Raw genomic sequence first — 17899 nt, 5'->3', positions numbered from 1 at the left:
CCGGGCTGCCTGATGCGCCCGGCCATATGACCTGCCAATTCCCTAAATCCGCTAAAGCGACCGAACGCTGGGTCGCTGCCCATGCAACGCCCCCAGCATCAGATCCGTCAGCGCCCAGACCAGCGCATCCAGCCGGTCAGGCGACCCCGACCCCTGCCAGCCCAGCGCCGTCATCTTGCCCATCTGCTCTTCCAGCGCGCCCAGGCCCCGCACATGGCGAACCCGGCCCTGCTCGTACAAAGCCGCCACGGGTTCCGCCCGCAGCATCTTCGACCGCGTCGCATGGACGCCCCGGTAGGGCACCAGCGGGTCGATCATCCTGACCAACTGCTCCACCAGATCGCCGCCCTGGTTCACCTCGGCCACCAGCCGATCCGCCCCATGCCGCTCCATCGCCGCCAGCGCCGCCCGCGCCCAACCCTCCGGGGTCACCCCTTTGACCGAGGCATCCTCCAGCACCACGGCCTTCCAGTCCTTCGGATCGCCGCGCATGTCCGCGCCGACCACCACGATCCCGCATTCGTCGCTCGACTTCATCGACGTGACGGGGGGGTCCACCGCCACCACCACCCGGTTGAAGTGCGGCACCGCATCCACCCGCGCCGCCTCCAGCATCGCGTGAGTCCACAGGGCCCCGTCCGCTTCCTCAATCAGCACGCCTTCCAGCTCCTGCCGGCCGAACTTCGTCCCGCCATAGCGCGCCTGCACTTCCGCGAGGAAGCTCTCCGCCAGATAGGCCCGGTTCGCCTCGGTCGGGGCATGCGTAATCACCGACGACGGGTTCTTCAGGATCGCCTTCAGCACCCCTACATTGCGCGGGGTCGTCGTCACCACCGCCTGCGGGTTTCGCCCCAGCCGCAGCGCGAACTGCAGCTGATCCCAGGCCTCCGACCCCTTCTTCCACTTGCCCAGCTCATCCGCCCAGGCCGCGTCGAACTGCGGCCCCCGCATCGCCTCGGGCTCATGCGCCGAAAACACCTGCGCGATGGCTCCGTTCGGCCAAAGCAACTGATGTTTCGACGCCTGCCACTCCGGTTTCCGGTCGGGCGGAGAGCACGCGACAATCCCGCTTTCCCCCAGCACCATCACGTCGCGCACCTGGTCCACCGTCTCGCCGACCAGCGCCACCCGCTTGCACTTGCCGGGGTCCGTTGGCCCCGCGCCCTCTACCTGAGAACGCACCCATTCCGACCCGGCCCGCGTCTTCCCCGCGCCGCGCCCGCCCATGATGACCCAGGTCTTCCAGGCCCCGCGTGGCGGCAGCTGATGCGGCAGCGCCCAGAACTCGAACACCCAGGGCAAAGCCAGCAGCGCGTTCTGACTTAGCCCCGACAGAAACTCATCCACCTCCTCCGGCGTTGCGGAGGCAAGCCAGGCGGCGCCCGATTTCAGCTCGGGCACCCTCAAGGTCGAGCGCCCCTCCGGCTCCGACGTGGCCGGCAATCTGCTTGCGGAGTTGGTCAACTTTTCCCCTTTCCTGCAACACGGCCAGCGCTGTCGCGCGAAGGGCGCGGATCGCCTCCTGGGCCGACTTTACCTCGTTGAACTCCCCGGCCTTCAGCGCGGTCATCGTCCGCTCAAGCTCGATGACCGCCTCTCCGTAAAGCCGTTCCGTGACCCCCAGTACGTCCTCTGTCCTGGGCACGTCCCCCGTGAACCTGACTGTCATCTGGTCCCGACACCCCTCATGCTGCCCCCGCACGAAGGAAATGAAAAAGCGGCCGACGGGGAGGCACCCCGGGCCGCTTCGACACTTCTTCTAGCATGCCACGATCCCTACAGCAGACCGCGCGGCAAGTCAAGCAAAAACCTTATTTGTATCAATGTCTTGTCGTTCTCACCTTTAACCTATCGTTAAGCTTGTGCGAGACGGGCGAGCAGCACCGTCCGCCCGCAGGACGGGTCTTCGGGAACGAAATCAACCACCTCAAGACCCACCCGCGACAGCTCCTCGCGGTAGGCTTCTGGCGCAAGGCTGGCATGATAGACCGGCTCGCCGCCGACAGAGCCCAAAGGCTCCCCGGCACGCGGACCCACGGTCAGCAACAGTCCGCCGCCTGGAACCAGGTGACGTGCCAGGCGTGGGATAAGGTCCAGCTGCTCGTCCGGCGTCAGATGAAAGAAGCTGTCCCAGCCGATGATCGCGGCAAAGGTATCACCCAGAGCAAGGCCCCGCATGTCGCCCACTGTCCAGGTCTGATCCGGCATCCGGGCCTGGGCCAGGCTGATCATGGCCGGCGCAAAGTCCATTCCCCAGACACGCCGCCCCTGCGCGACGACATGGGCCGCAATCGGCTCGCCGCTGCCGCAGCCAAGGTCCAGCACCCGGTCGCCGGGAGCGGTCAGCGCCAACAACCGGTCCAGCCAGTGACGCTCCTCCAGGCCCCTCCCCCGGGTCGCGTCCCAATGGGCTGCCTGACGCTGGTAGACCCCCTGCATCTCCCGCGCCACCCGCTGCCGGATGTCATCATCCATCAATCCGAACTCTCGTCTCGCGCGAGGTCCTACTCACCCTGCACGCCACCTTCTTCGGCCGCACCCTGCTGGGCCTCGATTGCCCGCCAGCGCGCGACGTTCTCGTTGTGCTCGTCCAGCGTCTGGGCAAAGGCATGCCCGCCGGTGCCATCCGCCACGAAGAACAGATAATCCGTCGTGTCCGGATTCATCGCCGCCTTGATCGCCTCGGCCCCAGGGTTGGCGATGGGGGTCGGCGGCAGCCCGTCGATGACGTAAGTGTTGTAGGGCGTCTCGCGCCGCAACTCGCTTTGGCGCAATCCGCGACCCAGCACACCCTCGCCCTTGGTGATGCCATAGATCACCGTCGGGTCGGTCTGCAGTCGCATCCCCTGCTGCAGGCGATTCACGAAGACGCTTGCCACCCGGCCCCGTTCCTCGGCGATGCCGGTCTCTTTCTCGATGATCGAGGCCATGATCAGCGCCTCTTCCGGCGTGTCATAGGGCAGCCCCTCGGCCCGGCCCGCCCAGGCCTCCGCCAGGATCGCCGCCTGTTTCTCGCTCATGCTGGCAATCAGCGTCGAGCGTTCTGTCCCGCGCTCCACCTCGTATCCGCCCGGCGCAAGACTGCCTTCCGGCGGCACCGTCTCGACCGAGCCCTGCAGGAAATCCGCCTTCTTCAGTGCATCGACGATCTGCCAGCTGGTCACGCCCTCGGCCACGGTGATCCGGAACACCAGCGACGGATCATCCGACACCTCCAGGTATTCCGGCGGCAGGGGATCGGCCCCGGCATCGAACCGCGCCACTTCGGCATAGGCGTTCGTCGTCAGATCCAGCTCGCTCAACACCACATCAGCATTCGTCACCCCGATCCGGAAGTTCAGGTCCCGCCCGCAAGTCGACCGGCCCGTGGCAGTGATCGCTTGCAGCACTTCCGACATGCTGGCCTGGGCCGGAACCATGTAGCTGCCGAACTTCAGGTCATCGGCCCGGTCGGCATATTCCGCGCCGATCCGGAAGATCCGCGCGTCGCTGATCGCCCCCCGCTCTTCCAGGTTGCGGCTGACGGAAGACAAACTCGCCCCCCGTTCCACTTGCAGGCAGATCGGCTGCGTCAGGGGACCAGCCGCAAAGAACTCGTTCCGCCCCCAGGCCACCAGGGCCGCCATCGCGATCAGGATCACGATGAACAGCGTGAGCGCATTCGAGGCGATAGAGCGCCACATACCTCAGCGCACCTTGCCGAGGACAAGCGAAGCGTTCGTGCCGCCGAAACCAAAGCTGTTCGACAGCGCCACGTCGATCTTCCGCTTCACCGCCTTGTTCGGTGCCAGGTCCAGCTTTGGCGCGACCGCCGGATTGTCCAGGTTGATCGTCGGCGGGGCCACCTGATCGCGGATCGCCAGCACGCAGAAGATCGCCTCGACGGCGCCAGCGGCCCCCAGAAGGTGCCCGATGGACGACTTGGTCGAGGACATCGTCGCGTTCGGCGCGTGGTCGCCCAGCAGCCGCTCCACCGCCCCAAGTTCGATGGTATCGGCCATCGTCGAGGTCCCGTGGGCATTGATGTAGTCAATATCACCGGCCTGCAGCCCAGCCCGCTTCAGCGCGGCGGACATCGACCGGAACCCGCCATCGCCATCCTCGGACGGCGCGGTGATGTGGTAGGCGTCGCCCGAGAGGCCATAGCCCAGCACCTCGCAGTAGATCTTGGCACCCCGCGCCTTTGCGTGCTCGTACTCCTCAAGGACCACGACTCCCGCCCCCTCGCCCATCACGAACCCGTCGCGGTCGGCGTCATAGGGGCGGCTGGCCTTCTGCGGCTCCTCCGCGCGCTTGGTCGACAGGGCCTTGCAGGCGTTGAACCCGGCGATCCCGATCTCGCTGATCGGGCTCTCCGTCCCGCCCGCGACCATCACGTCGGCATCGCCCCACTGGATCAGCCGCGCCGCATCGCCAATGGCGTGCGCGCCGGTCGAACACGCCGTCACCACGGCATGGTTCGGCCCCTTGAAGCCGAACCGGATAGAGACCTGCCCCGAGACGAGGTTGATCAGCGCACCCGGAATGAAGAACGGCGAGACCCGCTTTGGCCCCTTCTCCTTGATCAGCACAGCCGTCTCGGCGATCGAGTTCAACCCGCCGATCCCCGACCCGATCATCACCCCGGTCCGCAGCTTCTCCTCCTCGGAGATGTCATCCCACCCGGCATCCCGGACGGCCTGCACGGCGGCGGCCATCCCGTAGATGATGAAGTCGTCGACCTTGCGCTGCTCTTTCGGCTCCATCCAGTCGTCGGGGTTGAAGGTCCCGCCCGAGCCGTCGCCCATCGGGATCTCGCAGGCGTACTGGGTGACGACATTCGAGCTGTCAAACTTGGTGATCGTGCCCGCCCCAGACTGGCCCGCGATCAGGCGGCTCCAGGTCTCCTCGACCCCGCACGCCAGGGGAGTGACCATTCCAAGACCGGTGACGACGACGCGACGCATTCAGCTCTCCCTCAGGATCAGGCTTTGTCCCGGGTGATACACGGGGGCCTGTCGCCGTGCAACCTTGGGCTCGGATCATCGGCGGGGGGCCGGTTCGTCCACGCAGGACACACTTTCCAACCACAACGATTTCAGACGCTTGCGCGTGGACATTGGGAAAGCCTTAACCAGGTCACCCCTGCCGCGCGACGATCCCCATCACGGCTGCCAGAAGCTGCGCCGCCACGGCAGCACCCTGCCCGTCTATGTCGCGATCGGGCATGAACTCCACCATGTCGAAGCCCACGATCCGCGCCTTCTCGGCCACGCCTGCGATCAGCTCCAGCACCTGCCAGTAGCCAAGCCCCCCCGCCGTCCGCCCGATCACAGCGGGCATGACCGAGGGGTCAAGGGCATCAAGGTCAAGGCAGACGATAACCTCGGCCCCGTCGGCGATGAGGTCCAGGGCCCGCGACAGCCCGTATCGCGCCACCTCGCCCGCCGGGACGAAGCCCACACCCCAGGCTTCCGCATCCGCCACGTCCTGCAGCCGGGCCGAGCCGATGCCGCGCTGCCCGACCTGGATGATCGCATCGACATGCTCCATCTCGGACGCCCGCCGCATGGTCGAGGAGAGGCCCAGCCGTTCCCCCTGCACCTCGTCCCGCCAGTCGATATGCGCGTCGATCTGCAGGATCGTGTAGCCCCGCCCCCGCGCGCCGTAGGCCTCCAGCATCGGGATCGGCAGGCTGTCGTCGCCGCCGATGAGCATCGGCACCCCGCCCCGGTCCAGGACCTGGCTGACCGCCCCGAAGATCCGCGCGCGGTTGCCCGCCGGGTCGTTCAGATCCTGCGGCAAGTCGCCCGCATCCACGGCCGAGACGCCCCCCGGAAACACCGGCCCGCCGAGATCGAAGTTCATGTGCGCCAGGTTCGCCGCATAGGCCGCCCCCGCCGCCCGGATCGCCGCCGGGCCGCCCGCACAGTAGAAGCCGACACTTTGGTACGGAGTACACCCATCCGCCCCGATCAGAGCCATCTTCGCAGACAGCCGCGACAGGTCGCGGATGCGCGGCAGGCCCATGAAGGTCTCGACATTGGTCGCGCCGAACATGGCCCCCAATGCACTGTTCCCGGTCATGACCTGCCCTCCGTTTTCCCGGTCTCACAGTGACCCGCCTCCAGCACCCAATACAAGGTGACGGCCGCATCCTCGGCAAGCAAGCGCCGCAGAGCGACTGGCGTCAGCTGCGCAAGGGGTAGCGGTCGGCTTCCTGAAAGACGTCGACAACCCGGGTCCCCGCCTTGATCCGCGCGCCATGCTGGACACCGGCAGGAATGCTGTAACTGTCGCCGGGCCGGTAGACGCGTGTGTCTTCGCCGATGGTAAAGGTGATCTCGCCTGCGATCACCGAGCCCCACTGTGCGCCGTGAGCATGCATCGGCAACACCATGTCCTGATGAAAGCTGAAGAAGACCACAAGTCCCGCTTCCGATCGGATGGCCTGCGTGCTGACCACGTCATCCGGAAAGGGGACGTCCAGTGCGGGAAAGGCGCGGAAGAAGTCGGGGAACGCCATGGCCTGTCCTTTGCGCGGGGACTATCAGGCCGCATTATACCCGCTGAAGCGCAAAAGGCACCCCGAAGGGTGCCCAGCTGTCCCGCAAAGGACGAAAGCGCTTAGGCGGCTTCCGAGATGAACTTCACCGCGTCGCCGAAGGTCTGGATGGTTTCGGCGGCGTCATCCGGGATCTCGATCCCGAACTCTTCCTCGAAAGCCATGACCAGCTCGACGGTGTCGAGCGAGTCTGCACCCAGGTCGTCGATGAACGAGGCCGATTCCGTCACCTTGTCGGCTTCGACGCCCAGATGCTCGACGACGATCTTCTTCACGCGATCAGCGATGTCGCTCATGTCCGTTCCTCTATCTGCGGCAGGGGTTACTCCCGGCCCTTTTCGTTCTGCCCGTGATGCCGGGCCTTCAATCCTGCGCGCCTATACCAAGGGTCGGGGCGCATGGCAAACGCTTTAACCTGACTTGCGCAAGGCCATGTCAGACCATGTCCATCCCGCCATTCACATGCAAGGTCGCGCCTGTCACATAGGCCGCTTCGGGCGAGGCCAGGAACAGGACCGCCGCCGCGATTTCCTGCGGCGTGCCCATGCGACCGGCCGGGACCGAGCCAAGGATCGCTGCACGCTGCGCCTCGGTCAGCTTGTCGGTCATCGCCGTCTCGATGAAGCCCGGGGCCACGCAGTTCACCGTGATCCCCCGGCTGGCCACTTCGGCAGCCAGCGATTTCGACAGGCCCACCATTCCGGCCTTGGACGCGGCATAGTTCACCTGGCCTGCGTTCCCCGTCGTGCCGACGACCGAGGAGATGTTGACGATCCGGCCCCAGCGCGCCTTCATCATCCCCCGGATCGCCGCGCGGGAAAGGCGGAAGACCGCCGTCAAGTTGACGTCGATCACCGACTGCCAGTCCTCGTCCGACATCCGCATCGCCAGCCCGTCCTTGGTGATCCCGGCGTTGTTGACCAGGATGTCCACCGAACCCATCGCCTCGGCCGCGCGTTTCACCAGGCTTTCGACGTCCTCGGCGTTCGACAGGTTGCAGGGCAGCACATGGGCCCGGTTGCCCAAGTCCTTGGCCAGCGCCTCCAAGGGCTCCACCCTTGTGCCCGAAAGCCCCACCGTGGCCCCGGCCGCATGCAGCGCGCGGGCGATGTCGGCACCGATGCCGCCGGATGCGCCGGTGACCAGGGCGGATTTGCCGGTCAGATCAAACATGGTTGTCTCCTTCACGCCTTGAGGGCGGCGATGTCTTCTGGCGTGCCGATGGCACGGGTGGTGGCCCCGGCGGCGATGCGCTTGATCATTCCGGACAGGGCCTTCCCGGCGCCGATCTCCCAGAATTCGGTTACCCCGGCCTTTTCCATCCAGAGGACGGATTCGCGCCAGCGCACCGATCCGGTGACCTGAGCCACCAGAAGGTCCATGATCCGGTCAGGTTCCATCACCGCCTCGGCGCGGACGTTCACGACGACGGGCACGGCGGGTTTCAGGATCGGGACTGCGGCCAGCGCCTCGGCCATGACATGGGCGGCGGGTTGCATCAGGGCGCAGTGGAACGGGGCAGAGACGGGCAGCAGCAGCGCGCGTTTGGCACCCTTGGCCTTGGCGATCTCCACCGCGCGTTCGACCGCGCCCTTGTGGCCGGACACCACCACTTGTGCGGGGTCGTTGTCGTTCGCCGCCTGGCAGACCTCGCCCTGCGCAGCCTCGGCGGCGACGGCCGTTGCCGCCTCGAAATCAAGGCCAAGAAGGGCCGCCATCGCGCCAACACCCACGGGGACGGCTTCCTGCATCGCCTGGCCGCGGATGCGCAGAAGGCGGGCGGTATCGGACAGGGTCAGCGAGCCGGCGGCGCAGAGGGCGGAATATTCGCCAAGCGAGTGCCCGGCGACGAAGCTGGCCTGATCCAGGCCGAAGCCTTCCGCCTCCAGCGCGCGCAAGGCGGCGATGGAGGTGGCCATCAGCGCGGGCTGCGCGTTCTTCGTCAGCGTCAGTTCGGCGATGTCGCCGTCCCAGATCAGAGAGGACAGCCTTTCGCCCAGTGCGGCGTCAACCTCGTCGAAGACGGCCTTCGCGGCCGGATAGGCCTCGGCCAGGGCCTTGCCCATGCCGATGGTCTGGGCGCCCTGCCCCGGAAAGACGAATGCGCGGCTCATGTTCCCCCCAAGAGTTTCCTTGGGGATAGCGCGGGTGGGCGGGTCATGCAATCGCCCCGACGCCCTGCAGCGCAGGCGGGTGCTACTTCAGGCGCACCCGCACCCGCCCCCGGCCCATCACGCGGTCCTTGACCCGGCCTCTCAGCGACTTGGGCGGCAGGTGTTCACGGTCCTGCAGGAACACGAGGCCGTTGATCGCGCGGTCGTGCAGCAGGGCCAGGTTCGCGCCCCATTCGGCCGCGAGGGCAGGGTCCACCCCATCCGGGATACCCTTGCGCGGCGTGTGGGTGCCGGGGACCCAATCGTTGATCACGATGCCGGGGAAGCGGTCGCCAAGGTCCGACACCAGCGCACGGGTCAGGATGCGCAGCGCGCCTTTCGACACGGAATAGCCTGCCGCCAGCGGCGCGGGCACCACATCGGCGAAAGTGACGATGTTGATGATCCGGCCATGACCACGGGCCACCATTTCGGGCAGGACGGCGTGACAACAGTTGAAGGCCCCGCCCAGGTTCAGCTGGACCGTGTCCATGAAGCTGGCAGGGGTCTCCTCGAGGATATCGCGGTGCGGATAGACCTCGGCCCCGTTGATCAGGATCGTGGGCGCGCCCAGACGCTCGCGGATCAAGCCGAAGGCAGCCGTGACCGCCACGGGATCGCGGACATCGGCGATGACCGGGACCACGGCGTCATGCGCGGGCTGGAACGCTGTGGCCGAGATCCCCGCCACCGCCAGCCCCCGCAGGGCAAGAGCTGCAGCCAGGGCACGGCCGAGGTCGCTGCCCGCGCCGGTGACGACGACGACCCCCTCCGGGGCCTCCACGTGGATCGCGCTGTCCTGCATCACACCGCTTTCCGCCGTTCGGCCTGATGGCGGGCCACGATCACGTCGGCGACCCGCAGGGCATTGGCCGCAATCGTCAGGCTGGGGTTCACCCCCATCGACGTGGGCAGGAAGGAGGCGTCGGCAACATAGAGGTTGTCGAGATCATGCGCCTTGCAGTTGGCATCCAGGACCGAGGTCGTCGGGTCCGTACCGAACCGCAATGTCCCGCAGGAATGGCCGTAGTTCAGAGCCGGGCCAAAGCCCAGCAGCAGGGTCCGCCAGCGGCCCAGCCGGTTGCGGATCACCCGGCGGAACAGGGCGCGGCGCTCCAGAAGCTCGGCGTTCAGCCGGTACTCGATCAGCGGAACATCCTGGTCTTCGGCGTGCCGCAGCACCCGGTTCTCGTAGTAGGGCAGATCCTCCAGCACTCCGACAAAGACCGTCGCCTTGCCGAAGACCACAGCCCCCGCCCGCGCGACCAGAGTCGCCAGCCACCGGATACCGGGAATCCGCCGCAGCCCGGTCTGGGCGATCCGCTCTTTAAGGTAACCCGCGATCTGCCCGGCATCGGCCGCCACGCCCATCGACTGCACAAGGCCAAGCCGTTTGCCCTCGTGCGCATAGAGGTCGCGGAAGGCGACCGTACGGGTCGCCCCCGCCGCAGGTTGGCCTCGACGCGGCCAAAGCGCCAGCATCTCGCTCAGGTGAAACATAAGCCCGCGCCCGACCCAGCCGCTGGAATTGGCGCAGCCCGCCGCATGCGTCCCGGTCGATGCCAGAAGGATGCGCGGCGAATGCAGCGCACCCGCCGCCAGCACGACCACCTGCCCGGACAAGAGCATGTCGCGTCCGGCCCGCCGAACCCGGACCTGGGTGATCCGTCCGCCGCTTTCGATCAGTTCCTCGACCGATGCATCCGCCAGCAGCGTGACACGCCCCGTCTCCATCGCCGGTTCCACCCCGGCAGACCGTCCGTCCATCTTGCAGGGCAGCGGGCACTTCCGCCCCAGGCAATCCGCACAGCCCGGCACCCGGCGCAGCGCCTCATGCGAGCGGTAGGGATTGAGACCTGCACGGCGCAGATCCTCGAACAAAGCCATTTCCGCCACGCGCAAGGGCGGCGCGGTCAGGCAGGGCGCCGGCAATCCGGAAACCGGATCCCCATCTCCGCGGATCGACAGAAGCTCGGCCGCCTGATCGAAGTAGGGCGAAAACGCATCATATCCGACCGGCCAGCCGCCCGTCGGGTGCCGCATCGCGCCGACCGTTTCCATGTCATGCCGTTCCGGCCTCTCGGCCGCGGCGGCATAGAACACCGAGGTGCCGCCGACGCCGCTGCCGATGGGGGCGTAGAACTGCTGCGGACGACCGCCATCCAGCCGCACCTCGACCTTGGTGGGCCAGAAACCCCGCATGTGCCGTGCCGAGTAGTCATCAACGTCCGCGCGCAGATCCTGGCTTTCGGTGCGATAGCCCAGCGGCCCCTTTTCCACGAACAGCACGGACAGCCCGCTTTCAGCCAGCCGACGCCCGGCCAATCCGCCACCGATGCCGGTTCCGATGACGATGGCATCCCAGTGGGTGTCGACCACTTGCTCGTCCAGCGCGCGCCCGGCCACAACCGAAGGTTTCCACGATCGCAGCGGCATCAGGACCACTCACCCATACGCGGGCATCCCGCTGAACATGCCATTCCAAACACTGCCTTCAAATCCCGGCCAGTCCAATTTCGCAGCGCAGTCTGCAGGCCCGAACGGGCGGCATTATGGCACGACGACAACCTTGCCGCGGCGCCAAGACCCGGCAGGGCCTGACGGATGCCAAGGCAACCCAGATGACCTGTGCCGCAGCCAGCCAACTTCGCTACTCGTTCCAGTCTGTTGTTCGTTCCGGGCGGGGGTTGCCCGGAGACGCGGAAGAATCGTCCCGAACTGCAATGACTGCAAGCCCTTTGTTGGGCGGCCCGGCGGAAGGTGGCCGTTCACGCTGTTCCGGGGCGTTCTGGGGCGTTCTGGGCAAAATGGACCAGCCAGGACGATCTGCAAGCGATGGCACATCCCTTTGTGTATCGGCCGCGCCGGAATGACCCGGCGCGGCCATGCAGCCTACATGCCCAGAAGTTGCGGCAACAGAAGCGTGATCTCGGGGATGTAGGTGACCAGCATCAGGAAGGTCAGCATGGTCAGAAGCCAGGGCCAGGTCGCCCGGGTCACCTCGGTCAGCCCCAACCGCGACAGGGATGACGCGACGTAGAGGTTCAGTCCCACTGGCGGCGTGCAAAGCCCGATCTCCATGTTGACCACCAGCATGATCCCGAAATGCACCGGATCGACCCCCAGCGCCATGGCGACCGGGTACAGGATCGGCGCCATGATCAGGACGATGGCCGACGGCTCCATCACCATGCCGATCAGCAGCAGCATCACGTTGACGATCAGCAGGAAGCCGACCTTGCCCAGCCCCAGATCGACGATCCAGGCCGACAGCGTCTGCGGGATCTGTTCCGAGGTCAGGATGAAGGCGAACATCACCGCGTTGGTGATGATGTAGAGAAGCATCGCCGACATCGCGGCCGAGTTCAGCAGGACCCGGGGCACTTCGGACAGCTTGATGTCCTTGTAGACCCAGACCGCGACCACGAAAGCGTAGACGGCACTGACGGCCGCGGCTTCGGTCGGCGTGAAGATGCCGCCATAGATCCCGCCCATGATGATGACGATCAGCATCAGGCCCCAGACGCTGTCGCGGAAGGCCTTCCAGCGATCCTTAAACGGCGCACGCGGCAGACGCGGATAATCGTTCTTCCAGGCACGCCAGGTGGTGGTCCCGGCCAGCATCATCGCCAGCATCAATCCTGGTATGACACCGGCGATGAACAGATCGCCGATCGAGGCGGACATCACGTCCTGGCCATCCGGGCCTTTCACCACCATTCCGCTGGTGGCCACGGCATACATCACCATGACGATCGAAGGTGGGATCAGGATGCCAAGACCGCCCGAACTGGTGATCGTGCCGACGCCGAACTGCGGCGGGTAGCCCTGTTTCACCATCGCGGGCAGCATGATCGACCCCACCGCCATCACCGTCGCCGGGCTGGACCCGGAGATCGCGGCGAAGAGGGCGCAGGATAGGACCGAGGCGAGGCCAAGGCCGCCGTACCAATGCCCGACCATGGATGAGGCAAAGCGGATCATCCGCCGCGCCACCCCGCCATGGGTCAGGAAATTGCCCGCCAGGATGAAGAACGGGATCGCCATGATCTCGAACTTTTCGATGCCGGTGAACAGCTTCAGCGCGATGGCGTCCATCGGCACGTCCGAGAACGTGAACAGGAAGGTGAAAACGGTCAGGCCCAGCGCGATGGACACCGGCATCCCGGTGATCAGAAGCAGCGCGAGGATCGCAAAAATCAGCAGCGCGGTCATGCGTGGCCTCCCTTGGCAAGGTCGTCGGCCTCGTCATCCAGCCCGTCGACGGCGCCGTGGTCGTGATGAGCGACTTCGCCGGTCTTCAGGAACCGGACCAGCGCCTGGATGAAGCGGAAGCACATCAGCGCCGAGCCCAGCGGCACGGCGAGGTAGATGATCCACATCGGCATTTCGAGGTCGGGCGAAGTCTGCCCCCCGGCGCGGACGTGCCAGACGAAGTCCGACCCGATCCAGGTCAGGATCGCGGTGAAGATGACCCCGCCCGACATCGCGATAGTGGTGATGGTGCGGCGCGCCGTGCCCTCCAGCCGTTCGGCCAGGATGTCGACGCCGACATGGATGCCGGTGCGCACCCCGTAGGCGGCACCGAACTTGGCCATCCAGACGAAAAGGTAGATGCAGGCCTCTTGTGCCCAGGTCATCTTCAAGCCGTTGATGGTCTTGAACATCGACCGGGCGAAGTTGCCAAGGGCTTCCATCTCGGCCGAGCGGGCGTAGGCGACCAGGTCGGCGGCAAAGCCGATGGCGAAACGGTGGGTGACCGACAGGAAAATGAGCAGCGTCGCCACCGCGATCAGCGTGGCGATGAGCACTTCCTCAAACCGGTCCAGCAGGCGCAGCATGGCACACCTCGCGGGGTTTGGGATTTCGGGATCAGGGGAATGGGTGGGGCGATCCGACACGGGACCGCCCCTGCAGGCTTACATGCCCAGCGCGCCCTTCACGGCGGCGATGGTTTCCGCACCGATACGCTCGGCCATTTCGTCATGGACCGGGGCCAGCGCCTCGACCCAGGCGGCACGTTCTTCTTCGGTCAGATCGTGGAACTCGGTCGTCCCGGCGGCCTTCATCGCCTCAAGCGCCTTATCGTTCTCTTCCTTGGCGATCTGGTTGGCATAGTCAGTGGCTTCCGCCATCGCCTTTTCCAGGCCTTCGCGCACGGTCGGGTCCAGCCCGTCCCAGAACTGCTTGTTCACGATGACCGCATAGCCAAGGTAGCCGTGGTTCGACACCGTGGCATGGGTCTGAACCTCGTTCATCTTCTGGGTATACATGTTCGACGGCGGGTTCTCGGTGCCATCGACCACGCCGGTCTGCAGCGCCTGGTAGACTTCCGAGAAAGCCATCACCTGCGGCACCGCGCCCAGCGCGTTCATCTGCGCCTCGATCACCTTCGACGACTGGATCCGCATCTTCAGCCCAAGGAAATCGTCCGGCACCATCAGCGGGCTGTTGGCGGACATGATCTTGAAACCGTTGTCCCAATAGGCCAGCCCGGTGATGCCCTTGTCCTGCAGCTTGTCCAGAAGCATCTTGCCCACATCGCCCTGCGTCACCTTCCGCAGTGCGTCGTAGTCGGCAAAGATGAACGGCAGGTCGAACACCTCGAAGTCCTGCACGCCCAGGGGACCGAACTTGGCCAGCGACGGCGCCAGCATCTGGACCGCGCCCAGTTGCAGCGCCTCCATCTCTTCCTTGTCCTTGTAAAGCTGGCTGTTGGGGTAGACCTCAACATCCACCGCGCCACTGGTATAGGCTTCGGCCAGCTCCTCGAACTTGGCGGCGGCCTTGCCCTTTGGCGTGTCGGGCGCCACGACGTGGCTGAACTTGATGACGATCTTGTCCTGTGCGGCGGCCGGGACGGCCAGCGACAGGGCCAGGGCAGTGGCGCCCGCAAGGGCGGCAAGGCTGCGACGGGTCAGCATGGGTTTCTCCTCCTCTGGTCCGCCCTCCTCGGCGGATTGCCTGTCGTGATGCCTCAGACCGTCACGCCGCGCTATTGTGGCTTTCCGCAATGGACAACCCTACCCCCGGGATGGAAGGAATAGGGCGTGTTCATCGGGGAGGGTGCGCACACGTCGGAGGAGAAGACCAGCTTGCCCGCAGAGGGCACCCCGGGTCCGGGCCCCGCCTTCGGACTGACCGAGAGCCTGATGGCCTCCCGGCGCTGGGATCTGTTGTCCTTCATTCCCCTGCTGGCAATCGTGGCGCTGGTCACCCTGGTCGCCTCGCTGGTCTGGATCGTCTCCCGCTCGGACGACGAACGCGCCCGCGCCAAGCTGGCCACCGACGCGCTGTGGGTCGAACAGACGCTGCGCTTCCAGCTGGCGGTGGACGAGGACATGCTGGTCCGCCTCGCCTTCGAGGCCGCCGGCGGCACTGCGCTGGACACCTTGCAGACCCGCGCCCGCCTGCACATCGCAGCGAACCCTGAAACCCTGTCGGTCCAATGGTTTGACGCCACAGGCACGCTCGTCGCCTCGGTCCCGCAAGGCATGACGCCACAGGCCCAGCCCCTGGTCGAAACCTTGCTCCGCGCACCCGTCGCCATCGCGCGCCCGGCCTATGGCCGCGTGGAAGGCGGAACCGTCCCCCTGGCCCTGCGCCAGTCCGGCGCCGATGGCGGAGTGGTCGTGGCCACCATCGCGCTCCCCCTGATGCTGGACCGGCACATCCCCTGGTGGATCGCGGAACAATACGCCGTCCGCATCTTCGACACCTCTGCGACCCTGGCCGAACGTGCCCGTCGCCCGGTGGCCGAGGGTGCGCCCTTCCACACCATCAGCTTCGATCCGCCGCTGGCCGGAACCACGCTTCAGATCACCGCCTATGACCGCCCCTCAGCCTTTGGCACGACGGCGCTTCTGGGTGCCATCGTGGCCCTTGCGGCCTTTGCTGTCGTCGCTCTGCTGATCCTACAGCGCAACGCCCAGCACCGCAGGCAGGCCGAAGAACGGCTGCGCGCCGAAATGGCCTTCCGCCGGTCCATGGAGGAAAGCCTGACCGTCGGCCTGCGCGCCAAGGACCTTGCGGGCCGGATCCTCTATGTCAACGCGGCCTTCTGCAAACTCGTCGGCCTGACCCCGGCAGACCTTGTCGGCCGCCTGCCGCCCATGCCCTACTGGTCCCCCGACGCGGTCGATGAAACCCTCGCCCGCCAGACCCAGCTTGCCACCGGCCCCGCAGCACCGCAAAGCTTCGAGACGCATTTCCGCCGCGCCGATGGCACCGAGATCGACGTGCAGGTCTATGAGGCCCCGCTGATCGATGCCGCAGGCCGCCATCACGGCTGGATGGGCTCGGTCATCGACATCACCGATGCCAAGCGCGCCGCCCGCGACGCCCGCCTGCAAGAGGAAAACCTCGCCCGCACTGGACGGTTGGTGACGATGGGAGAAATGGCCTCCACCCTCGCGCATGAACTGAACCAGCCGCTGGGCGCGATTGCCTCCTACGCTGCAGGGGGACTTAACCTGATCGAGAGCGGACAGACCGACTCGCCGCTTCTGAAAACCGCTTTCGAAAAGCTTGCGGCGCAGGCCCGGCGGGCAGGCCTTATCATCCGCCGCATCCAGGATTTCGTGAAAAAGCGCGAACCGCAGCTGGTGCCGACCGATCTTGCCGAAGTTGCGGCGGATGCCGTTGGCATGATGGCGGCCGAAGCCCGCGGAATGCGGGTGCGGCTGTCGCTGGAACCGCCGACTGAACCCCTTGGGTTGGTGCTGGCCGACCGCATCCTGATCGAACAGGTGATGGTCAACCTGATCCGCAACGGGATGGAGGCGATGGCAACCGGCCCGCGCCACGGCGACCAGCTGACTCTGCGCCTGACGCCGGAACCGGGCGGCCTGCGGCTGGACATCCTGGATCAGGGTCCGGGCATCCCGCCCGAGTTGGAGGATCGGCTTTACGACCCGTTTACCAGCACCAAGGCGCAAGGCATGGGGATGGGTCTGAACATCTGCCGGTCGATCGCCGAATTGTTGCGCGGCAGTCTCTCGCATGCCCCGAATCCCGGCGGCGGCACGATCTTCAGCCTGCGTCTGCCCTATGTCGTCGCCCAGGAAGGAGTGCAGCCATGACCGATGCGCCCAATCTCGCCGTCCACATCGTCGATGACGAGGAGGCGCTGCGCGACAGTCTTGGGTTCCTGTTCGCCTCGCGCGGTATCACGACCCGGCTCTGGCCTTCGGGCGAGGCGTTCCTCGACGCCTGGCCGCAAGCCGATTGCGGCTGCATCGTGCTGGATGTGCGGATGGAGGGCCTGTCCGGCCCCCAGGTGCTGGATGCGTTGCTGCAATCGGAAGGCAAGGCCGCCGCCCTGCCCCCGGTGATCTTCCTGACCGGCCACGCTGACGTGCCGCTGGCGGTGCAAAGCCTGAAAAGCGGGGCCTTCGACTTTCTGGAAAAGCCCTTCAACGACAACCAGATCGTCGATCTCGCCCAGCGCGCGATGGACCTGCACCGCAGCCGGGCCATGGAAAGCACCAGCCGGCAAGCCATCGCCGCCCGCTTTGCGACGCTGTCGGCGCGCGAAGTCGAGGTGATGGAGCTGATCCTGCAGGGCCAGATGAACAAGCAGATCGCCGACCGGCTGGGCATCGCGATGCGAACCGTCGAGGTGCATCGTTCGCGCGTCCTGCAGAAGACCGGGGCGCGGAATTCGGTCGAGCTGTCGCAGATGAAGGCCCGGCTGCAGGACGGCTGACGCCTGTCAGGGCCCGAGGCAATTAGGTCACAAATCTGTAACCCCGCCTTCGCGTCCGCGTCATCCGGGGATACCAGGCTCCAGTCTCATTGGTCTTCACTGCCAGGACATGTCGGTTGCGGCCAGGGCGACGGCAGAGAGAAAGGCCTTCGGGCATCTGTCGTAGCGTGTAGCGACCCTAGAGAACCGCAAGGTGATGATGGCCGGAAGCAAGGAGGTGCGCAACTGTGTGGTGCCTGCCGGTGCCTGCGATTGCCTGCTTATGCGTGCTGGTACTGTTCTTCCGTTGCGGTGTTGATGTGGCGTTGACGTAGACTGCAAACGACGAAAGCCGAGCGCTATGCTCGGCTTTGAGGTTATTGGTGACATTGGTATATTTGGTTGCGGGGGCAGGATTTGAACCTGCGGCCTTCAGGTTATGAGCCTGACGAGCTACCGGGCTGCTCCACCCCGCGCCATTTTCCCGAGGGCTGAGAGTGCGATCGGGGGTTTTGT

Annotated in this window: 17 protein-coding genes, 1 tRNA gene and 1 pseudogene; 2 read left to right on the top strand and 17 right to left on the bottom strand. The window is 66.1% G+C overall.

What is annotated here, in order from left to right; all coding sequences use genetic code 11:
* Positions 1-51: 51 nt before the first annotated feature.
* The 15 genes from E8M84_RS14180 to E8M84_RS14110 form a co-directional block, all read right to left on the bottom strand.
* Positions 52-1347: a DNA-packaging protein gene (locus E8M84_RS14180; protein WP_137112754.1), complete on the bottom strand. Its 1296-nt coding sequence runs from the start codon at positions 1345-1347 to the stop codon at positions 52-54.
* Positions 1340-1669 (bottom strand): hypothetical protein, encoded by a 330-nt coding sequence (locus tag E8M84_RS14175; RefSeq protein ID WP_137111887.1) that lies wholly within the window; start codon positions 1667-1669, stop codon positions 1340-1342. The genes E8M84_RS14180 and E8M84_RS14175 overlap by 8 nt, the downstream gene beginning before the upstream one ends.
* Before the next feature lie 185 nt (positions 1670-1854).
* Positions 1855-2475 carry a trans-aconitate 2-methyltransferase gene (locus E8M84_RS14170; RefSeq protein ID WP_137111886.1) on the bottom strand — a complete coding sequence of 207 codons (621 nt, stop codon included), beginning with the start codon at positions 2473-2475 and terminating at the stop codon, positions 1855-1857.
* 29 nt (positions 2476-2504) lie between these two features.
* The gene (gene mltG, locus E8M84_RS14165; RefSeq protein ID WP_137111885.1) at positions 2505-3683 is read right to left on the bottom strand and encodes an endolytic transglycosylase MltG; all 1179 of its coding nucleotides are present in this window, start codon (positions 3681-3683) and stop codon (positions 2505-2507) included.
* 3 nt (positions 3684-3686) lie between these two features.
* Positions 3687-4946, bottom strand: coding sequence for a beta-ketoacyl-ACP synthase II (gene fabF, locus E8M84_RS14160; protein WP_137111884.1), 1260 nt, complete (start codon positions 4944-4946; stop codon positions 3687-3689).
* Positions 4947-5118: 172 nt separating this feature from the next.
* The gene (locus tag E8M84_RS14155) at positions 5119-6066 is read right to left on the bottom strand and encodes an arginase family protein (protein WP_137111883.1); all 948 of its coding nucleotides are present in this window, start codon (positions 6064-6066) and stop codon (positions 5119-5121) included.
* 103 nt (positions 6067-6169) lie between these two features.
* The gene (locus E8M84_RS14150; RefSeq protein ID WP_137111882.1) at positions 6170-6505 is read right to left on the bottom strand and encodes a cupin domain-containing protein; all 336 of its coding nucleotides are present in this window, start codon (positions 6503-6505) and stop codon (positions 6170-6172) included.
* A 101-nt stretch (positions 6506-6606) separates the two neighbouring features.
* Positions 6607-6840, bottom strand: coding sequence for an acyl carrier protein (locus tag E8M84_RS14145; RefSeq protein WP_128515501.1), 234 nt, complete (start codon positions 6838-6840; stop codon positions 6607-6609).
* A 139-nt stretch (positions 6841-6979) separates the two neighbouring features.
* Positions 6980-7717: a 3-oxoacyl-ACP reductase FabG gene (fabG, locus tag E8M84_RS14140; protein WP_137111881.1), complete on the bottom strand. Its 738-nt coding sequence runs from the start codon at positions 7715-7717 to the stop codon at positions 6980-6982.
* Positions 7718-7728: 11 nt separating this feature from the next.
* Complete coding sequence (gene fabD / locus E8M84_RS14135) at positions 7729-8658, bottom strand: ACP S-malonyltransferase (protein WP_137111880.1); 930 nt, start codon at positions 8656-8658, stop codon at positions 7729-7731.
* Between the two features lie 82 nt (positions 8659-8740).
* Complete coding sequence (locus E8M84_RS14130) at positions 8741-9502, bottom strand: SDR family NAD(P)-dependent oxidoreductase (protein ID WP_137111879.1); 762 nt, start codon at positions 9500-9502, stop codon at positions 8741-8743.
* Positions 9502-11133 carry a GMC oxidoreductase gene (locus tag E8M84_RS14125; RefSeq protein ID WP_137111878.1) on the bottom strand — a complete coding sequence of 544 codons (1632 nt, stop codon included), beginning with the start codon at positions 11131-11133 and terminating at the stop codon, positions 9502-9504. The genes E8M84_RS14130 and E8M84_RS14125 overlap by 1 nt, the downstream gene beginning before the upstream one ends.
* 456 nt (positions 11134-11589) lie before the next feature.
* A complete protein-coding gene (locus E8M84_RS14120; RefSeq protein WP_137111877.1) occupies positions 11590-12912 on the bottom strand; it encodes a TRAP transporter large permease in 1323 nt (440 codons plus the stop codon).
* Positions 12909-13538, bottom strand: a complete 630-nt coding sequence (locus E8M84_RS14115; protein ID WP_137111876.1) for a TRAP transporter small permease — start codon at positions 13536-13538, stop codon at positions 12909-12911. The genes E8M84_RS14120 and E8M84_RS14115 overlap by 4 nt, the downstream gene beginning before the upstream one ends.
* A 78-nt stretch (positions 13539-13616) precedes the next feature.
* On the bottom strand, positions 13617-14621 hold the full coding sequence (locus E8M84_RS14110) for a TRAP transporter substrate-binding protein (protein ID WP_137111875.1): 1005 nt from the start codon (positions 14619-14621) through the stop codon (positions 13617-13619).
* Between the two features lie 126 nt (positions 14622-14747).
* Here E8M84_RS14110 and E8M84_RS14105 point away from each other — a divergent pair, with 126 nt between their 5' ends.
* Positions 14748-16778 carry a PAS domain S-box protein gene (locus E8M84_RS14105; protein ID WP_240790397.1) on the top strand — a complete coding sequence of 677 codons (2031 nt, stop codon included), beginning with the start codon at positions 14748-14750 and terminating at the stop codon, positions 16776-16778.
* On the top strand, positions 16775-17404 hold the full coding sequence (locus tag E8M84_RS14100; protein WP_137111874.1) for a response regulator transcription factor: 630 nt from the start codon (positions 16775-16777) through the stop codon (positions 17402-17404). Before E8M84_RS14105 ends, E8M84_RS14100 begins: the two co-directional genes overlap by 4 nt.
* A gap of 96 nt (positions 17405-17500) precedes the next feature.
* On the opposite strand, the pseudogene E8M84_RS21965 reads toward E8M84_RS14100, so the two are convergent.
* Positions 17501-17584: pseudogene (locus E8M84_RS21965) on the bottom strand (IS5/IS1182 family transposase); the annotation flags it as partial.
* A 198-nt stretch (positions 17585-17782) separates the two neighbouring features.
* Positions 17783-17859, bottom strand: a tRNA-Met gene (locus E8M84_RS14095).
* Positions 17860-17899: the final 40 nt, after the last annotated feature.

This window comes from Rhodobacter sp. SY28-1 (genome assembly GCF_005222785.1).
Lineage (GTDB): Bacteria > Pseudomonadota > Alphaproteobacteria > Rhodobacterales > Rhodobacteraceae > Tabrizicola.
This window is presented reverse-complemented; position numbering and strand designations above follow the sequence as displayed.